The organism is uncultured Treponema sp. (assembly GCF_934725225.1).
Lineage (GTDB): Bacteria > Spirochaetota > Spirochaetia > Treponematales > Treponemataceae > Treponema_D.
The window spans coordinates 320,234-337,244 of sequence record NZ_CAKVAM010000001.1; the positions used below are offsets into that span (position 1 = coordinate 320,234).

Below are 17,011 nucleotides of genomic sequence, written 5' to 3' on the forward strand. Positions count from 1 at the left end.
TTTTAGGGAGAAAATTCAACAAAATGACAGAATCAGATAAAGGTTTTTTCGGAAAATTCGGCGGACGCTACGTTGCGGAAGTTCTTCGCCGTCCGATTGAAGAATTGGAAGAAGCATTCCATAAATGCATGAAAGATTCGGATTTCCTAAAGGAACTAGAAGAAATCCGCACAGATTTTATCGGTCGTCCCACTCCGCTTTATTACGCAAAACGACTTTCTGAACAGATTGGCGGCGCGCAGATTTATGTGAAACTTGAAGGGCTTGCAAATACCGGAGCGCACAAAATAAACAACGCAATCGGTCAGGCTTTGGTTGCAAAACGAATGGGAAAAACGCGCATTATCGCAGAAACAGGAGCTGGTCAGCACGGTGTGGCAACAGCCGCAGCTTGCGCAAAACTTGGACTAAAATGCCGTGTCTACATGGGCGAAGTTGACGTGCGCAGGCAGCAGCCAAATGTTTCTACAATGGAAATGTACGGAGCTGAAGTTGTTCCTGTTACAACTGGTTCGCGGATTCTAAAAGATGCAATCAACGAAGCAATGCGCGACTGGGCAGCAAATTTCAACGATACGCATTATCTTATAGGTTCTGCGCTTGGTCCTTCTCCATTCCCAGATATGGTTCGGGAATTTCAGGCGGTAATCGGACGAGAAACAAAACAGCAAATGGCAGAACGTGGCAAAAAAATTGATGCAATGGTTGCCTGCGTTGGCGGTGGTTCAAATTCAATCGGATTCTTTGAACCGTTTATAAATGAAACTGAACCTTTGCTTTTTGGCGCTGAAGCTGGCGGAATCGGGCCAGGAAAAGGAAACAACGCAAGCCGAATGGTTGGAAACGATGCTGTTGACGGAATCATGCAAGGATTCAAAACGCGTTTCCTACAAGATGAAGACGGGCAAGCCGGACAGACGCGCTCAATTTCTGCAGGTTTGGATTACGTAGGAATCGGTCCGCAGCTTGCATATCTTGGCGAAACAGGACGAATAAAATTTGAAGCCATAAAAGATGATGAAGCCTTGAACGCTGTTTCAGTTTTTGCAAAGACAGAAGGAGTTCTTTTTGCCATGGAAAGTGCCCACGCTGGTGCGCTTGCTTTAAAGCTCGCTCCAAAAATGCAAAAAGAGCAAAATATTGTGGTAAATATGTCTGGCCGTGGAGACAAAGATATTTTTATAACTTGTCCGGTTTTCCGCCCAGAAGAATGGAAAGTTTTCCTTCAGGCAGAACTAGAACGCCTTAACGCCGGAAAAGACATTCATTTTGCAGCGTCAATGGCAAAAAACAACTAAAATTCCAGGAGTTTATATATGAGCAATATTTTAATGTCGCATCAGGTTGCAGGTTATCCAGATGACGAAACTTGCCTTGCAGTTGGAGAAGCATTAATTGCCGGTGGAGCAAAAATTCTTGAAGTTCAGCTTGCATTCAGCGACCCAAGCGCGGATGGAGTTGCAATCCAGACCGCATGCTCAACAGTGCTTTCAAGAAAATATACAGTAAAACAAGGAATGGCTTACATGGCAGAAATGCACCGCCGTCATCCAGAAATTCAGATTTTTATAATGACTTACGCCTCCCTTGTTTATCGTCCGGGCGTTGAAAATTTTGTAAAAATGGCTGTTGAATCCGGCGTTACCGGGCTTATTGTTCCAGACCTTCCGTTTGACTGCGACGAAGGACTTACCGCGGCCTGCAGAAAATACGGAATCCACAATATTCCTGTAGCCGCGCCTTCTATGACCGACGAACGCCTAAAGCAGATGACCGACCAGAAGTTTGAATACATTTACGCTGCGCTTCGGGCTGGAATCACAGGAAGTAAAACCGTTGTAACAAAAGAAATGCTTGATTTTATTGACAAAACTTCCGCAGGCGGAGCAAAAATTCTTGGAGGATTCGGAATTACAAGCGAAGAGCAGGCAAAACTGATTGCGCCGCACGTTTACGCAATTGTCGCAGGCTCAGTTTTTGTGAATATTATCCGCGAAAACTACAACGCAGAAAATCCAAAAGCCTCAATGCTGGTAATCCAAGAAAAAATCACGGCAAAAGCAAAGGAATTGTGCTGTTGAAAAATTTTAGGAAGATTTCTAGGCGATTCATGTGGCGCGGATTCATTTCCCTAATTGCAGTTTTGCCATTGTTGTAATATAATCTATGCACACTATTTAATAGAGGAAACCATGCCTAAGATTGAAGTCAACGAAAAACTGTTTTTTAATTTGCTTGGAACTAAATACGACTGGGATACTTTTGAAAAGAAGCTTACATTTGCAAAAGCCGAGCTTGATGAAAAGCCTGATGAATCTGCTCCAGAAAATGAGCGTGTTATAAAAATTGAGCTGAACGACACAAACCGTCCTGACTTGTGGTCTGCTGGCGGAGTTGCAAGATGTCTTCGCGAGCATGAAGGAAAAGGCCATTCAGACTACAGCAAATTCATGTCGGAAGAAGGCAAGCTGAAAGACACAGGAAACCGTCTTGCTGTTGTAGATCCGGCTTTAAGGCACATCAGACCGTTTATGGTTTCTTTTGTTATAAGCGGAAAACCTATAGACAACGCGATGCTTATTGACATTATGCAGACTCAGGAAAAACTTGCCTGGAACTTTGGACGCAAAAGAAAAACAATTTCAATGGGAGTTTACCGCGCCGCAAATTTAAAGTGGCCGGTTCATTTTGTTGCCGCCGATCCAGACAATGTGAGCTTTGTTCCGCTTCAAGGTGAAGAAAAACAGACTTGCCGTGAAATTCTTCAGAATCATCCAAAAGGAAAAGAATACGGCTGGATTCTAAAGGACTTTGAAAAATATCCGGTTTTGCAGGACGATTCCGGCGAAATTATGAGCATGAGCCCTATAATCAACAGCGCGACTTTGGGACAGATTGAAGTTGGCGACAAGGATTTGATGGTTGAGCTTACCGGCGTTGACATGAAAGACTTGATGCTTGCCGCGAATATTGTTGCCTGTGATTTTGCAGACGCAGGATACGAAATTCTTCCTGTAAAAGTTCACCACGAATATGACACTGGATTTGGAAACGATGTTGTTATTCCTTATTATTTCCAGCAGACAGCAAAAGCACGTCTTTCCGCAATAAACAAAAAGCTTGGCAGCTCTCTTTCCGAAGACGAAGTAAAAGATGCTCTTGTGCGCATGGGAAGCAAAGTTGATGTTTTGAATGAAAATGGCGAAACTGTTTTTGTTGTGCATCCGGCTCCTTACCGCAACGACTTTTTGCACGAAGTTGATGTTATTGAAGACGTTATGATTGGAAAAGGACTTGATTTCTTTAAGCCTGAGAAACCAATCGACTTTACAATCGGACGCCTTTTGCCAATTACCGTTTACAGCCGCAAAGTAAAAAACATAATGGCTGGAATCGGCTATCAGGAAATGATTTTCAATTATCTTGGCTCAAAGAAAACCTACATCGACAACATGGGAATCGATGGAAAAAATGTAATTGAAATTGCAAATCCGATGAGCGAAAATTATCAGTTTATCCGTCCGTCAATTATCGCTTCTCTTTTTGAAGCCGAAGCCCAAAGTGGAAACGCAGTTTATCCTCACAAAATTTTTGAAGTCGGAAAAATCGCATTCATCGATGAAACTGAAAATACCGGCACAAAGACAATTCAAAGCCTTGGATTTCTTACTGCTTCCAACAATGCGAACTTCAACGAGGCTGCAAGCGAAGTAAGTACAATTCTTTATTATCTTGACCACAAATATGAAGTTCAGGAAACAAATGATCCGCGCTTTATTCCGGGGCGTCAGGCTGGAATTATGGTGAACGGAAAACAGGCTGGAATTTTTGGAGAAATTCATCCGCAGATTCTTGAAAACTGGCAGGTTGGAGTTCCTTGTGTTGCCGGAGAAATTGACCTTGAATATCTGATGGCGACAGAGCCTAAGGAACATAGCCAGAATGTTCAGCCAAAAGAAGAGCCTAAGCCTGAATCTTCCGCGCCGAAAATTGATCCGGTTGAATATTTTAACAAGCACATTGAGCTTAAAGTTGCAAAAATTCTGAGCGTTGAGACAAATCCGCAGGGCGATAAGCTTTACATTGAGCATCTTGATGACGGAAGTGGAACAGAGCGTATTATTCAGTCTGGCTTGCGTCCTTATTTAAAGGAAGAGGAGCTTTTGGGAAAACACGTTATTATTGCCGCCAACCTTGCTCCAAGAAAAATGAAGGGCGTTGAAAGCCGCGGAATGCTGCTTGCCTCTGACTATGTGGAAGACGGCGTTGAAAAAGTTGAGCTTCTGACAGCTCCTTGGGCTGCTCCGGGAACTCAGGTTGTTCTTGAAGGTTTTGAGCCTTCTGAAAAGCCTGCAAAAATCGACATAGATAAGTTCTGCAAAGTTGAATACAAGATTGTAAACAAAATGGCGCAAGCCGCCGGAAAAAATCTTGTTGCTGCAGGCAAGCCGATTGTAATGGAAAAAACAGTCAACGCAGATATTGAATAGTTTAAAACAAGCTGGATTGTTGTATTAAGTATAAAAAAAGCAAAAGACCGTCCGAAAGGGCGGTCTTTTTTTTGTATAAAAGAAAAAATGTCATTTAAAACAAACGCAGTAACCTAAAAAAACACGCCGAGTTTTCTAAAATTCTCGGCGTGAAATTTAAAAAGTACGGCGTGTTTTTAATAAATTCTCGCCGAGAATTTGCATTTATTTTTACCTAATCTGACCGTTTCCATCGATTAGGAATTTTGTTGTGGTCAAGGCTTCAGCTCCCATAGGTCCTCTAGCATGAAGCTTTTGCGTGCTGATTCCGAGTTCCGCTCCAAAACCGAAAACTCCGCCGTCTGTAAATCTTGTGCTTGCATTTACGTAGATGCAGGCCGCGTCAATTTGCTGCTGGAACATAAGCGCGTGATTTCTGTCGTTTGTGGCAATACATTCGCTGTGCTTGGTGTTGTGCGCGTTTATAAATTCAATCGCCTGCTCTGTGGATTCAACTTGGCGGATGGCAACAATAAAGTCAAGAAATTCAAATCCAAAGTCGGAATCAGTTGCTTCCTTTAAATTTTTGTAGCCGGCATTTTGCAAGACAGAATAGCATTCCTTGTCTGCTCGGATTTGAACTTTTTCATCAAATTCCTTTGCAAGAAGCGGAAGAAATTCTTTTAGAACTTTTCTATTTACAAGGATTGTTTCAATTGCGTTGCAAGCTCCCGGACGCTGCATTTTGGAATTCTGCGCAATTTTAGCCGCGTTTTCAAGATTTGCGCTTTTATCAACATAAAGGTGGCAGACTCCGGCTCCAGTTTGAATTACCGGAACTTTCGCATTTTCAACAACAAGATTTATGAGTTTTGCAGAGCCGCGTGGAAGAACTACATCGATTTTGCCGACTGCATTGAGAATTTCGTTTACTTCGGAATGATTGGCGGATTCACACAAATATAAAGCAGACTCAACGCCGTTTTTTCCGGCATTTTTTAAGCCTTCTTTGATTGCCTTTACAATGGCTTTGTTTGAATTAAGCGCAGAAGAAGAACCTCGTAAAAGAATAGAATTTCCGCTTTTGTAGGCAAGCGCAAACGCATCTGCTGTAACGTTCGGACGGCTTTCGTAAATAATTGCAGCGACTCCAAGCGGAACTCTTACTTGGCGGATTTCCATTCCGTTCGGAGCTTTCCAGCCGTCAACAATTTTGCCAACAGGATCTTTTTGCTGAATTACAGTTTTGATTCCGTCCAGAATATCATTGAATTTTTTTTCGTTTAGAGCCAGACGTTCAACAAGGGATTCCGAAGTTCCGTTTGCGCGCGCGTTTTCCACGTCAATTTGGTTTGCGCTTAGAATTTCCTGCTTGTTCTTTAAGATTGCCTCGGAAACACATTTTAGCGCATTGTTTTTCTGAAGCTCTGTATGAAGCGCAAGTTGTGCCGCTCCTTTTTTTAATTCAGCGCAAATTGAATCAAGCTCCATGAAATTCCTCTAATAGTTTGCCAAAAAATAAATTCCAAGCAAAATGGCAATTCTTGTGCGTTCAGTTGACCATTGCGCATCCCGCGGAAGGCTTTTTACATACCACCAGAAAATTCCAAATTCCGGGTCGATTCTAAGCGCGTATTCTGGAAAATCTTTTGCCTTTGCCTGATTTCCGAACATAAGGTAAACAACATTGTCTAAAATAGAAAAAAACTGCGGATAAGCCTGAACATAATCTTTTGAATTTAACTGAACGCGGAATTCTTCAAGTTGATAAAGAATCTGCGCCTTAAGCTCTTCGTCGGATTTTTCAACCCAAGTTTTCTGAATTAAAAGCACAAGATTATTGTTAAAGCTGGAAACAAGTTTTGATTCCGCATCTGAATTTTTATCAGTGATTTTTTTGAATGTCTGCCCTGCGCCAAAAATATCTGCAAGCTGTACCGAAGAAGAAAGAGCTGCATCATCCGAACTGGATTCAATAAGATTTTTCAACGCCTTGAGCGAATCATTATCCACAAATTTTTCTATAAGATTTTCTGACATAGGAACATTATAAATTTTTACTTTTGTTGTTGCAATGGGTTAAAGAAGTGATTCAGAAACGTAAAAACTTGACAAGCGGAAGGTTTAGCATTAAATTTAAAACAGTACGGTTTTTGGTACGCAATTTATATTTCAGCTTTTTGGAGGCAACTATGACAATCGCAAAGCAGATGGATATTCGCGCAAACATAAAAAAATATTTTGACATGGCGTTCAACGGCGAGCCGGTCATCGTTCCGCGTAAGGAAAACAAAAATGTCGTCATCGTTTCTGAAAAAGAATTCAAGGAGCTTGAAAAGGCGAAAAACAACGCGGCTTACCTTGCCATGCTCGATAAAAGCGATGAGCAGCTTCGTCAGGGAAAAGTTATCGTAAAGACGATGGAAGAACTTGAGGCAATGGCGGCAGAATGAGCGAGATAACTTTTACAGAAACTGGATTCGAGCATTATGTTTATTGGCAGACTCAAGATAAAAAGACAGTTCAGAAAATCAACAAGTTGCTGAAAAGTATTTCTCGCGATGGTGCATTGCGTGGCGAAGGCAAACCAGAAAAACTAAAGCATAAGGAAGGCGAATACAGCAGACGGATTGATAAAGAAAACCGGCTTGTTTACGAATTTTCAGATGACAGAATTACTGTAAAAGCCTGCCGTGGTCACTACGAGGACTGATTTTTGAATCCGCATCTACCTTGGCATATATTATAATCTTTTAACAATTTTTAATTTACATATCTTTTTTAATTTCCTCGACACCTAGAACAAAGTCTATGCGCAAATCCAAATTTAAACGATAAAAGTTTTTATTTGGCTAGGATTATTATGTGGAAAATAAATTTGAAGGAGCTTTTTTATGAAAAAAGGAATTTTAATTGGAATTGCAGTTTTATTTTGTTCATTTTACTGCATAGCAGATTCTGTTGATGATGCTTTAAATGGTTTTAGCCAAGCACTTCAGCAAAGTATGAATGATTTAGATGCCTTTAGTAAAGGAAGATGTAATCAGTGCAAGGGCAGTGGAACTTGTTCTTATTGCGATGGAAGTGGATACCTTAATTTTGCAAAATGCTGGTCATGCCATGGAACTGGAGAATGTTCTAATTGTGGCGGTGATGGAAACTGGTTAAATTAGGTTTAAAGATTATTAGATAAAAAAAGGAGGTCTTCTATGAAAAAGAAGATTGTTATGGGACTGTTTGTATTAGCAGCAGTTATTGGAATGGGATTTGCGGAAACTCAAAAGAAAAGAAATGATGATAGAAGTAATGACTATTACAATGGTTATATACAAGCAACAAGTGATTATTCAAATGATAATGCTTATAATCCTGCTTGGTGTAATGACAATTCTAGCAGAGCAACAACTAAAAAAGAAAGTAACAAAAATAGGTACGACTGCATACAAGGTTATCAAGATAGTTGGAAAGCCAACAGTGAAGCTGCACCTAAAACTCAAACAGAAAATACTAGCGAGGAATAAAAGTTTGTATTAAAAACAATTTTCCAAATCCCTAGTCTTAAAAAATTTAAGTCTAGGGATTAATAATTTTTGTAGCTTTTACCTTATTCAGGAAATATTCTGTTTAATGTTTTAAAAGACCAATTTTCACCCTTTTCGTAGTGGGCTTCATTAAAAAAATCATTATTTCAAAATTTTTTCATATCCACTAAAATAAAAAAGATTGCTAAAAAATTCTTGCGGGTTTTGCTATGTTTGCTTTCTTGATGAAAAAGAATTGTTGGGTTTTATCAGTCTTGTTTTTTATTTGCAGTGGATTTTTCTTTGCGCAAGAAAATTCTGTGCAGGTTTATTATTGGCAGAATGCGGACAATGAACTTTCTTCTGACTTTTCAATTCCTTCCGATTGTAAGAAAAGCGGATTTCGTTTTTCGCCGGGATTTATAAAAGGCAATCTTTGGTGCGCCGTTCAACGCAAAAGTCCCCAAAAATTTCCTGCGCAAATTCTTGACCTTGGTCCTGAAATTGTGGATTCCGCAGAGCTTTATGTTTTTGAAAATGACAGCTGGAAAAAAAGCGGCGTTGCGGGAAGAAAAATTTTCAATTCGCAAAAATCAATAAAATCTTGGAGAGTTTTTCTTGAAATTCCTGAAGGCCATTTTTTTGACGAATGCTATATTTTAAAAATTAAAAATTCAGATTCAACTTCATGCACGTTCCGATTTTTTTCGCTGGAGCAATTTTTTGAGCAGACAGAATTTTTTTCATTTATTCACATAATATTTTTTGTCGTTATGCTTGTTACGGCGGCAGCTCTTTTTGTTTTGTTTGCAAGTCTAAAGGAAAAACTTTTTTTGTATCTGGGCATTATGACTTTTGCGTTTTTTCTTTATCAAGTTGCGATGAAAGGATTTGGCTGCACATACATTTGGAATGCTTTTTGCCAGAAATTGTTTTTTGTAAGATTCGGCTACATTGTGTGCGCCATTGGACTTTGCTTTTCGCAGATTTTGTTTTTGGAAAATCTTTCACTTGAAAAAAATTGGTTGTGTAAAAGAATTCTCGGCTTGATTTTATTTGTCTGCTTAGTTTCTGTTTTTCTATACGGATTTTGCGATGATGTAAAAATTCCATATATTGCGACAATTTGCTTTTTAATTTTGGGCTGCGCATTTTGCAGCATGCTTCTTGTGCATTCAGTTTTTAAGAGAAAAAATATTCCGTCGCTTTTGATTTTTTCTTGGGTTCCGCTTTTTGTTTATATAATTTTCAGACAGTCATTGCATCTTTTGCGACTTAAATTCAATGTGAGTTTGCTTTCTGTTTTTGACAACGATTATTACTTTGGCTACGATATTTGCTTTGTTTCGCACATTCTTATTTACGGTGCGAGCATTTTTATAAAAGTCAGGCAAAGGCAAAAAGAATTCAATCTGCTTAGGGAATCTTCGTATTTCTTAAAATCTTCAGCGCATGAGCTTCTTGCTCCGGTTACAATTATTCAGAATTCAGTTGAAGAAATGGAAAATATTGTAAATGAATTTTGCAGGCAAAATGATTTCCGTGGGGGGGGGGCTTTAAAGAATTTTTCTGCCTGCGTAAAAAGCGCGAATGGAAATATACAAAGAATAAAAAATATTGCGCTCATGGTAAATTCTCTTGAGCGGCAGGAACAAAATATTCAGGAAGCTTCAAAAATGAAATCCGCAGTTTTCGTTATGAATTTGTTCCGTCAGTGTCTGGACAATTTTATTTCTTATGCGCGGCTGAAAGGAATTGAAATTTCTTGGACTTATTCATGCGGCGAAGAACTTTGCGTTTTGGTTTTTCCTTTGTTTTTGGAAACTGTTTTTATAAATTTGATTGACAATGCGATAAAATATTCCGTGGAAAAAACTGAAATTGATGTGGACATTGAATGGAACAGTTTGAACAAAACGCTGGTTTATAAAGTTTCAAATTTTTCTGAAAATATTTTGGAGCAAAACATTGAGCAGCTTTTTACGTTTGGTTTTCGCGGAAAAAATATTCCAGAAAATATTGCGGGAATGGGAATCGGGCTTAATCTTGTGCGGCGAATTTGCAAATTGTACAACGGAAATTGCAATGCGGTTTGTGTTCCAGTTTTTAAGGACGGAAAAAATTTGCACAAGGTTGTTTTTGAAGCACGCTTGCCGCTTGAAATTGTTTCCGGCGCTGATGAAAATTGTGTTCAAAAAACGGAGCAGCTTTTTTATGAAAATGAGCAGGAACTGAAAATTTCCGCGCTTCAGAATTATGACTTTTTTCAAATAATGAAAGGCGTAAAAATTCTTTGCGTTGAAGACAATCTTTCGCTTTTGGAAAATATTCAGCTTATCTTCAAGCCTTACTGCACGGTTTTTTCCGCCTGCAATGGAAAGGATGCTCTTGAAAAAATAAAGCAGGAAATTCCCGATTTGATAATTTCGGATATGGTTATGCCGGTTATGGACGGAAAGGCTTTTTTTGAAATTTGCCGCAAGGATGAAGTGCTAAAAACAATTCCGTTTTTGTTTTTAACGGGCGTGCAGGATTCCAAGCTTCGTCGTGTTTCAATTAAGGAAGGCGCGGTGGATTATATTTTTAAGCCTTTTTCGCAAATGGAACTGCTTTTAAAAGTCTATTCGGTTTTGTCTTTAAAAATAAATGTTAAAAAAGATTTTGCAAGGACGATAACGGATTTTATAAACAAGTCGGCGGAAATTTCTTCTGGAAGCAAATTGAATTCAAACTTGCCGTTTGCATCTGCCAGTGATTCAAAAGAAAACAGAATTTGCGCTTATAAAAAATTCGGCCTGTCATCAAGGGAAATTGAAATTGCCGAGCTTCTTTTAAAGAATCAGACTAACAAGCAAATTGCAAAGGAACTTTTTATTGCCACTAGCACGGTTGCAACTCACATTCAGCACATATATGAAAAATTCGGCGTAAAAAGCAGAAGCGAATGGATTCAGGCAGTTATGAGCTTGTAGCTGAATTTATTTTAAATGAAGAATCCGCTGATTTCTTGAGCCGCGGAATTGCAATGAAATGTCCTTGAGTTCTTCTATAAAAGGTCCGTCCACAAGAACATCGATGCAACTTAAAAATTGCTCTGTAAAGGCGCAGTGTTTTTTTCCGTCGGAAGGAAGAATGTCTTTGTCGTAAACGTAGCCTGTGTAGCACCAGATTGTTTTCTTGGGAAACATTTTTTTTACTTTTGACAAAAACGGCGCAAGAATTTCCTGATTTTCCGGCTCAAAAGGCTCTCCGCCAAGAACTGTAAGTCCCGAAATAAATTCTTTTGAAAGAGCTTCAGTTATTTCGTTTTCTGTTTCTTCTGTAAAAAGTTTTCCGTACTGAAAATCCCAAGTGCATTTGTTAAAGCAGCCCGGACAATGAACTCTGCATCCAGAAACAAAGAGGGAAACTCTTACGCCCTCTCCGTTTGAGATGTCGAATTTTTTAATTTCTCCGTAGTACATTTACAAATGCAGCACACGCTCTTTTATTTCCTGTGTGCGTCCCTGATTCCAGTATTGTGTTCCGATGTAGCCGCAGGTTCTTCTTGCAACGTTCATTGTGGCTTGGTCACGGTTTTTGCAGTTCGGGCATTCCCAGATTAGTTTTCCGTCGTTGTCTGTTGCAATCTGAATTTCGCCTGTGTAGCCGCATTTTTGGCAGAAGTCGCTTTTTGTGTTCAGCTCGGCGTACATTATGTTGTTGTAAATATGCTTTAAGAGAGCCATTACAGCCGGAATGTTGTTTTCCATGTTCGGAACTTCAACATAGCTTACAGCTCCGCCCGGCGAAAGTCTTTGGAATTCAGATTCAAATGAAAGCTTTGTGAATGCGTCGATTTTTTCTGTTACATTTACGTGATAGCTGTTTGTGATGTAGTTTTTGTCCGTAACGCCTTCAATTATTCCGAATCTTTTTTTGAGGCACTTTGCAAATTTGTAAGTTGTGCTTTCAAGCGGAGTTCCGTAAACTGAATAGTCGATATGCTCGGCTTCTTTCCATTTTTTGCAGGCTTCGTTCAAGGCTTTCATTACATTGAGCGCAAAAGGCTTGGCATCTGGATCTGTGTGGGATTTTCCGGTCATGTAGCGCACGCATTCGCAAAGTCCGGCGTATCCAAGGGAAATTGTTGAATATCCGTTGTACAAAAGTTTGTCGATAACTTCACCTTTCTTTAATCTTGCCAAAGCTCCGTTTTGCCATAGAATTGGTGCGGCATCCGATTTTGTTCCAAGGAGACGTTCGTGGCGGATTCTAAGCGCTCTGTGGCAAAGTTCAAGGCGTTCCTGAAGAATCTGATGGAATTTCATCATGTCGCCGCCAGAAGAGCAGGCCACATCAACAAGATTCAGCGTTACAACTCCCTGATTGAATCTTCCGTAGTATTTTGGTTTTCCTGTCAAGTCCAAATACGGCGTTAAAAATGAACGGCAGCCCATGCAAGGATAGCAGTTTCCGTTTCCCTTTGCGTCAATTTTTAGTTCCAGCATTTTCTTTTCGCTGATGTAGTCTGGAACCATTCTGCGCGCAGTGCATTTTGCGGCAAGCTCTGAAAGGTAATAATATGGCGAGCCTTGTTCCACGTTGTCATTTTCAAGAACATAAATAAGTTTTGGGAACGCAGGAGTAATCCAAGCGCCTTTTTCGTTTTTTACTCCCTGATAACGCTGCTTGAGAACTTCTTCTATAATAAGCGCAAGATCGGCTTTTTCCTGCTCGTTTTTCGCTTCATTCAAGTACATGAAAACCGTTACAAAAGGAGCCTGACCATTTGTTGTCATAAGAGTTATAACTTGATACTGAATTGTCTGGACTCCGCGCTTGATTTCGTCTTTTACGCGCTGTTCTACCATATAATCGAACTGCTCGGAAGAAACCTGAAGCCCTGTTGCTTTGATAAGCTCTGTTGTTTCTGCCATGATTTTTTTGCGGCTTACGTCTACAAACGGAGCAAGGTGAGTGAGCGTAATGCTTTGTCCGCCGTACTGACAACTTGCTACTTGAGCGATAATTTGCGTGGCGATATTGCAGGCTGTTGAAAAAGAATGCGGTCGGTCGATTTTTGTTCCGCTGATTACAGTTCCGTTTTGCAGCATATCTTCAAGATTTACAAGGTCGCAGTTGTGCATGTGCTGTGCAAAATAATCCGCATCATGAAAATGTATGATTCCCTCGTCATGGGCTTTGCAAATATCCGGATCCAAAAGAAAACGGCGTGTAATGTCTTTGCTGACTTCTCCAGCCATATAGTCGCGCTGAACAGAAACCACAGTCGGATTTTTATTCGAATTTTCCTGCTTGACCTCTTCGTTGTTCTCTTCAAGAAGGCTCATTATTTGCTGGTCGGTTGTATTTTCCTTGCGCAAAAGCTGATGGCGGTAGCGGTAAGTTATATAAAGCTTGGCAACTTCGTAAGCGCCGTTTTGCATGATTCCGTTTTCAACAAGGTCCTGAATGTCTTCAACATTAAGAGCGTGTCCAGAATTATGGCATTCGATTTCAATATCATCAACAATGGATTCAATCTGGCTTTCTTTAAGGCGCTGTGATTCTCTTACCTGCTCGTTTGCCTTTCTTATTGCCGTTGAAATTTTATTGCGGTCGTAAACAGCTTCCGCACCACTTCTTTTGATGATTTTCATGCTTTTCCCTCTTTTTTAAAAGCACCATTTGTCTATATATGGTGTAACAAGTGCCTTTAGTATACTAGCAGTAGTGTTTTCAGTCAATAAAACTGGCTTTTTGTACAAATTTAAGAATTCTATAAACAGGCGGTTTATGCGTGATTCTTGGGGGCAGATTTTTTTTGATTTTTTTAACTGCGGAATTAAGGGGAAATCTTTAAAAATAAGGGTACAAAAATGAAAATAATTCTAAAAATTCCGCATAATCAGTTGAATTGTCATACTTTTGTAGCATTTTGAGGATTTTTTTTGTCTATTCTATAAAAAAACAGCGCACTTTATGGTTTTCTGAAATTTGATTTAAAGGCGGAATTTCTGAGCGGCATTTTTCCTGTGCTTTTGGGCACCTGTGGGCAAACGGGCAGCCGGAAAGACTTTCCAGCAATGTTTTCATTTCGCCTGTTTTTTCAACTTGAAATTTTCCGCCTGCTCCGGCAAAAAGTGTCTGCGTGTACGGATGCAAGGCTTCCTTGTAAAGGTCTTTTGCTTCGGCTTCTTCCACAATCATTCCGCGGTACATTACGCCGATTGTGTCGCAAAAATAGCAGGAAACCTTTAAATCGTGGGCAATAAACAAAAATGAAAGTCCGCGTTTTTTTCTTAAATCCTGCAAAAGATTCAGAATTTGCGCTTGAACAGAAACATCCAGCGCGCTTACAACTTCGTCGCAAATCAGAAGTTCCGGCTCAAGAATCAGTCCGCGCGCAATTGAAATTCGCTGTCTTTGTCCGCCTGAAAATTCCTGCGGCCGTCTGTCCAAATCTGCTTTGTCCAGTCCGATTTCTTCAAGCAAGGCGGCGGCTTTTTCGCGTGCCTGTTCTTTTCCCTGCCAATGCGATGAATATTTTAAAGGCGACGATAAAATGCTTGCGATTGTCATGCGCGGATTCAGCGAGCGGGAAGGGTCTTGAAAAATGTATTTTACTTTTTCCCGGTATGCGGAAAGCTCTTTTTTGTCCAGGTTTCCGACTTCAATAGGCTCTGGCTTTTCCTGTGGATTGAAATAAATTTTTCCAGAATCGGCATCGTACATTTTTACTAAAAGTCGGGCTGTTGTTGTTTTTCCGCAGCCGCTTTCGCCTACAAGTCCGTAAGTTTTTCCGCGCTCAATTTCAAATGAAACTCCATTTACGGCGTAGACTTGCTTGTTTTTCTTTGCAAAGAATCCTGCGTCAAGTCCAAAATGTTTCTGCAAGTTTTCAGCGTATAATATTATATCTTTTTTCATATAAAACTAATCCTTTTTATATCATTTTATAGCATTTTATAGCATTTGAAGTTTTCTTTTTCACATTCGTCCTTTTTAAAGCCGCATCTTGGAGCAAACGGACATCCGGGCTCAGGAGAAGCTGGATCTGTAACTCTTCCCGGAATGGAAGAAAGTTCCTGTTCCGTGTAGTGGCTTCCGAATTTCGGCGTGGAAGCTAAAAGTGCCTTTGTATAAGGATGCCGCGGATTTTTTATTATTTGGGCGGAAGTTCCTTTTTCCATGATTAGTCCGCCGTACATTACGATTATGTTGTCGCAAAGTGAAGCTACAAGGTCGATGTTGTGGCTTATAAAAATTATTGAAAGTCTGCGCTTGTTTCTTAAGTCTGCCAAAAGTTCCACGATTTGCGCCTGAATTGTAACGTCGAGCGCAGTTGTAGGCTCGTCCGCAATGAGAAGGTCGCAGCCTTGTGCCAATGAAAGCGCAATGCTGATTCTTTGAAGCTGTCCTCCTGAAAACTGGTGCGGAAAATTTTTTAGGCGTTTTTCTGCGTCTGGAAGTCCGACTTCATTTAAAAGCTCCACAGCGCGTTTTTTGCATTCTTCTTTTGAAAGCTCAGGTTCTGAATTCCTGAAAGTTTCTGCAAAAACATTTCCTATGCTTTGGAGCGGATCAAACGAGCGTCCGGGTTCTTGAAAGATGCAGCCGATTTTTCTTCCGCGCAATTCCCTGAACTGATCTTGCGAAAGTGAAGTAAGTTCGATGCCTTTAAAGAAAATTCTTCCTTCAACAAATGCGTTTCCCGGTAAAAGTCCTGAAATCGCTGTTGTGGAAACTGATTTTCCTGAGCCGCTTTCTCCGACAATCCCAAGAATTTCTCCGCGCTTCATTGAAAAAGTTACGCCGCGTACAGCCTGAATCTGAATGTTTTTGTTTCCTGTTGTAAGGTCAAAAGTTACAAAAAGATTTTGCACAGTTAAAAATGAACGCTGAAGTTCCGCCATTGAAAATTCGCATTGAGCAGGATGTGTCTTGATTTTTTTTGCCAGCTGTCTTTTTTTCCAAGTTGGAAAGACTGAATGGAACGGATCGTAAAAATCTCGCAAGCTGTCGCCCAAAAAGTTGAATGCAAGCGTTACAGCAAGCAAGAGCCACACAGGAGTTAAGAGCCACGGAAAATTTTTGAGATTGTTTAAAGTTGAAATATCGCGGTTTATAAGCGAGCCCCAGCTTACGGCAGGATCATTTATTCCAAGTCCAAGATACGAAAGTGTTGTTTCGCTCATAATAAATCCTGGAATCGAAAGCGTTGTGCTTACAATAAGAAGGCTTGCAATCTGCGGAATTATATATTTGAAAATTATTACAAGCGATGGAGTTCCTTCAAGGACTGCGTTCTGAACAAATTCTTCACGTTTGATTGAGTGAATCATTCCACGCAAAGTCCGCGCGCTTCCCGGCCAGCCTACAAGAGAAAGAATTACCGTGATAACCATGTAGGAAGTTCCAGAGTCCATGTTTGTGTTTAAAAGCGAACGCAAAAAAAGAATCAGGTAAAGGCTTGGAATGAGCATAAAAAATTCGCTGAACCGCATTATAAACCAGTCTGTTGAGCCTCCGTAAAATCCTGCGAGTCCGCCAAAAACTATTGCAAGAACTAATGAGACTGCGCTGGCAATAAATCCAATCGTAAGTGAAATTCTGCTTCCGTATACGATTCTTGAAAAAAGGTCGCGTCCTAAATTGTCCGCTCCGATTAAGAATACCGGGTATTGGTTTCCGTTCGAATCAGGCTCTGTTCCAAAAAGATGAAGGTCGCACGGAATAATTCCAAGGACCTTGTATTTATGTCCATGCACAAAAAATTTCAGGTTGTGCCGCAAATCCTTTACTTTTGCGTAATGCCAAGTTGTGCTTTCCAGAACTCTGAATTCACGGACTTTTAAACCTTTGGAAGTCAGCTCAATATTTGCAGGATGAAAAGTATCTTCCGAAAAAGATGCGGTCGCTGAATACGGCGCAAAAAATTCAGCAAAAATCATGACAATGTAAATCGCGGCAATCACGATTAAAGAGGCAAGCGCAACTGGTCGTCCTGTAATATATTTAAAAAGCTGCTTCATTTTG

The 17,011-nt window shown here is 40.2% G+C and carries 14 protein-coding genes; 8 read left to right on the forward strand and 6 right to left on the reverse strand.

Annotated features, from left to right (window positions below; genetic code table 11):
* The first annotated feature begins 23 nt into the window (after positions 1-23).
* The 3 genes from trpB (at position 24) to pheT (ending at position 4,490) form a co-directional block, all read left to right on the forward strand.
* A complete protein-coding gene (trpB, locus tag Q0H92_RS01615) occupies positions 24-1,298 on the forward strand; it encodes a tryptophan synthase subunit beta (protein ID WP_296010939.1) in 1,275 nt (424 codons plus the stop codon).
* Between the two features lie 18 nt (positions 1,299-1,316).
* Positions 1,317-2,081 (forward strand): tryptophan synthase subunit alpha, encoded by a 765-nt coding sequence (gene trpA, locus Q0H92_RS01620; RefSeq protein WP_296010942.1) that lies wholly within the window; start codon positions 1,317-1,319, stop codon positions 2,079-2,081.
* 111 nt (positions 2,082-2,192) lie between these two features.
* Positions 2,193-4,490, forward strand: coding sequence for a phenylalanine--tRNA ligase subunit beta (gene pheT / locus Q0H92_RS01625; RefSeq protein ID WP_296010944.1), 2,298 nt, complete (start codon positions 2,193-2,195; stop codon positions 4,488-4,490).
* Between the two features lie 210 nt (positions 4,491-4,700).
* Here pheT and Q0H92_RS01630 read toward each other — a convergent pair whose 3' ends face one another.
* Both Q0H92_RS01630 and Q0H92_RS01635 read right to left on the reverse strand, forming a co-directional pair.
* Positions 4,701-5,960, reverse strand: a complete 1,260-nt coding sequence (locus Q0H92_RS01630; RefSeq protein WP_296010947.1) for a glutamate-5-semialdehyde dehydrogenase — start codon at positions 5,958-5,960, stop codon at positions 4,701-4,703.
* A 9-nt stretch (positions 5,961-5,969) separates the two neighbouring features.
* Complete coding sequence (locus Q0H92_RS01635) at positions 5,970-6,509, reverse strand: hypothetical protein (protein WP_296010950.1); 540 nt, start codon at positions 6,507-6,509, stop codon at positions 5,970-5,972.
* 152 nt (positions 6,510-6,661) lie between these two features.
* Here Q0H92_RS01635 and Q0H92_RS01640 point away from each other — a divergent pair, with 152 nt between their 5' ends.
* From Q0H92_RS01640 to Q0H92_RS01660, 5 genes are all read left to right on the forward strand, one after another.
* On the forward strand, positions 6,662-6,922 hold the full coding sequence (locus tag Q0H92_RS01640; protein WP_296010953.1) for a type II toxin-antitoxin system Phd/YefM family antitoxin: 261 nt from the start codon (positions 6,662-6,664) through the stop codon (positions 6,920-6,922).
* On the forward strand, positions 6,919-7,182 hold the full coding sequence (locus Q0H92_RS01645) for a Txe/YoeB family addiction module toxin (protein WP_296010957.1): 264 nt from the start codon (positions 6,919-6,921) through the stop codon (positions 7,180-7,182). Before Q0H92_RS01640 ends, Q0H92_RS01645 begins: the two co-directional genes overlap by 4 nt.
* Before the next feature lie 181 nt (positions 7,183-7,363).
* A complete protein-coding gene (locus tag Q0H92_RS01650) occupies positions 7,364-7,642 on the forward strand; it encodes a hypothetical protein (RefSeq protein ID WP_295800061.1) in 279 nt (92 codons plus the stop codon).
* 36 nt (positions 7,643-7,678) lie between these two features.
* On the forward strand, positions 7,679-7,990 hold the full coding sequence (locus Q0H92_RS01655) for a hypothetical protein (protein ID WP_296010960.1): 312 nt from the start codon (positions 7,679-7,681) through the stop codon (positions 7,988-7,990).
* A gap of 320 nt (positions 7,991-8,310) precedes the next feature.
* Positions 8,311-10,962: a response regulator gene (locus Q0H92_RS01660; RefSeq protein WP_296010963.1), complete on the forward strand. Its 2,652-nt coding sequence runs from the start codon at positions 8,311-8,313 to the stop codon at positions 10,960-10,962.
* A gap of 6 nt (positions 10,963-10,968) precedes the next feature.
* On the opposite strand, the gene nrdG is transcribed toward Q0H92_RS01660, so the two are convergent.
* The 4 genes from nrdG to Q0H92_RS01680 form a co-directional block, all read right to left on the reverse strand.
* Positions 10,969-11,454: an anaerobic ribonucleoside-triphosphate reductase activating protein gene (gene nrdG / locus Q0H92_RS01665; protein ID WP_296010965.1), complete on the reverse strand. Its 486-nt coding sequence runs from the start codon at positions 11,452-11,454 to the stop codon at positions 10,969-10,971.
* The gene (gene nrdD / locus Q0H92_RS01670; protein WP_296010969.1) at positions 11,455-13,632 is read right to left on the reverse strand and encodes an anaerobic ribonucleoside-triphosphate reductase; all 2,178 of its coding nucleotides are present in this window, start codon (positions 13,630-13,632) and stop codon (positions 11,455-11,457) included. It lies immediately after the preceding gene.
* A 295-nt stretch (positions 13,633-13,927) separates the two neighbouring features.
* A complete protein-coding gene (locus tag Q0H92_RS01675) occupies positions 13,928-14,902 on the reverse strand; it encodes an ABC transporter ATP-binding protein (protein ID WP_296010971.1) in 975 nt (324 codons plus the stop codon).
* A gap of 26 nt (positions 14,903-14,928) precedes the next feature.
* On the reverse strand, positions 14,929-17,007 hold the full coding sequence (locus tag Q0H92_RS01680; RefSeq protein WP_296010975.1) for an oligopeptide/dipeptide ABC transporter ATP-binding protein: 2,079 nt from the start codon (positions 17,005-17,007) through the stop codon (positions 14,929-14,931).
* Positions 17,008-17,011 lie beyond the last annotated feature (4 nt).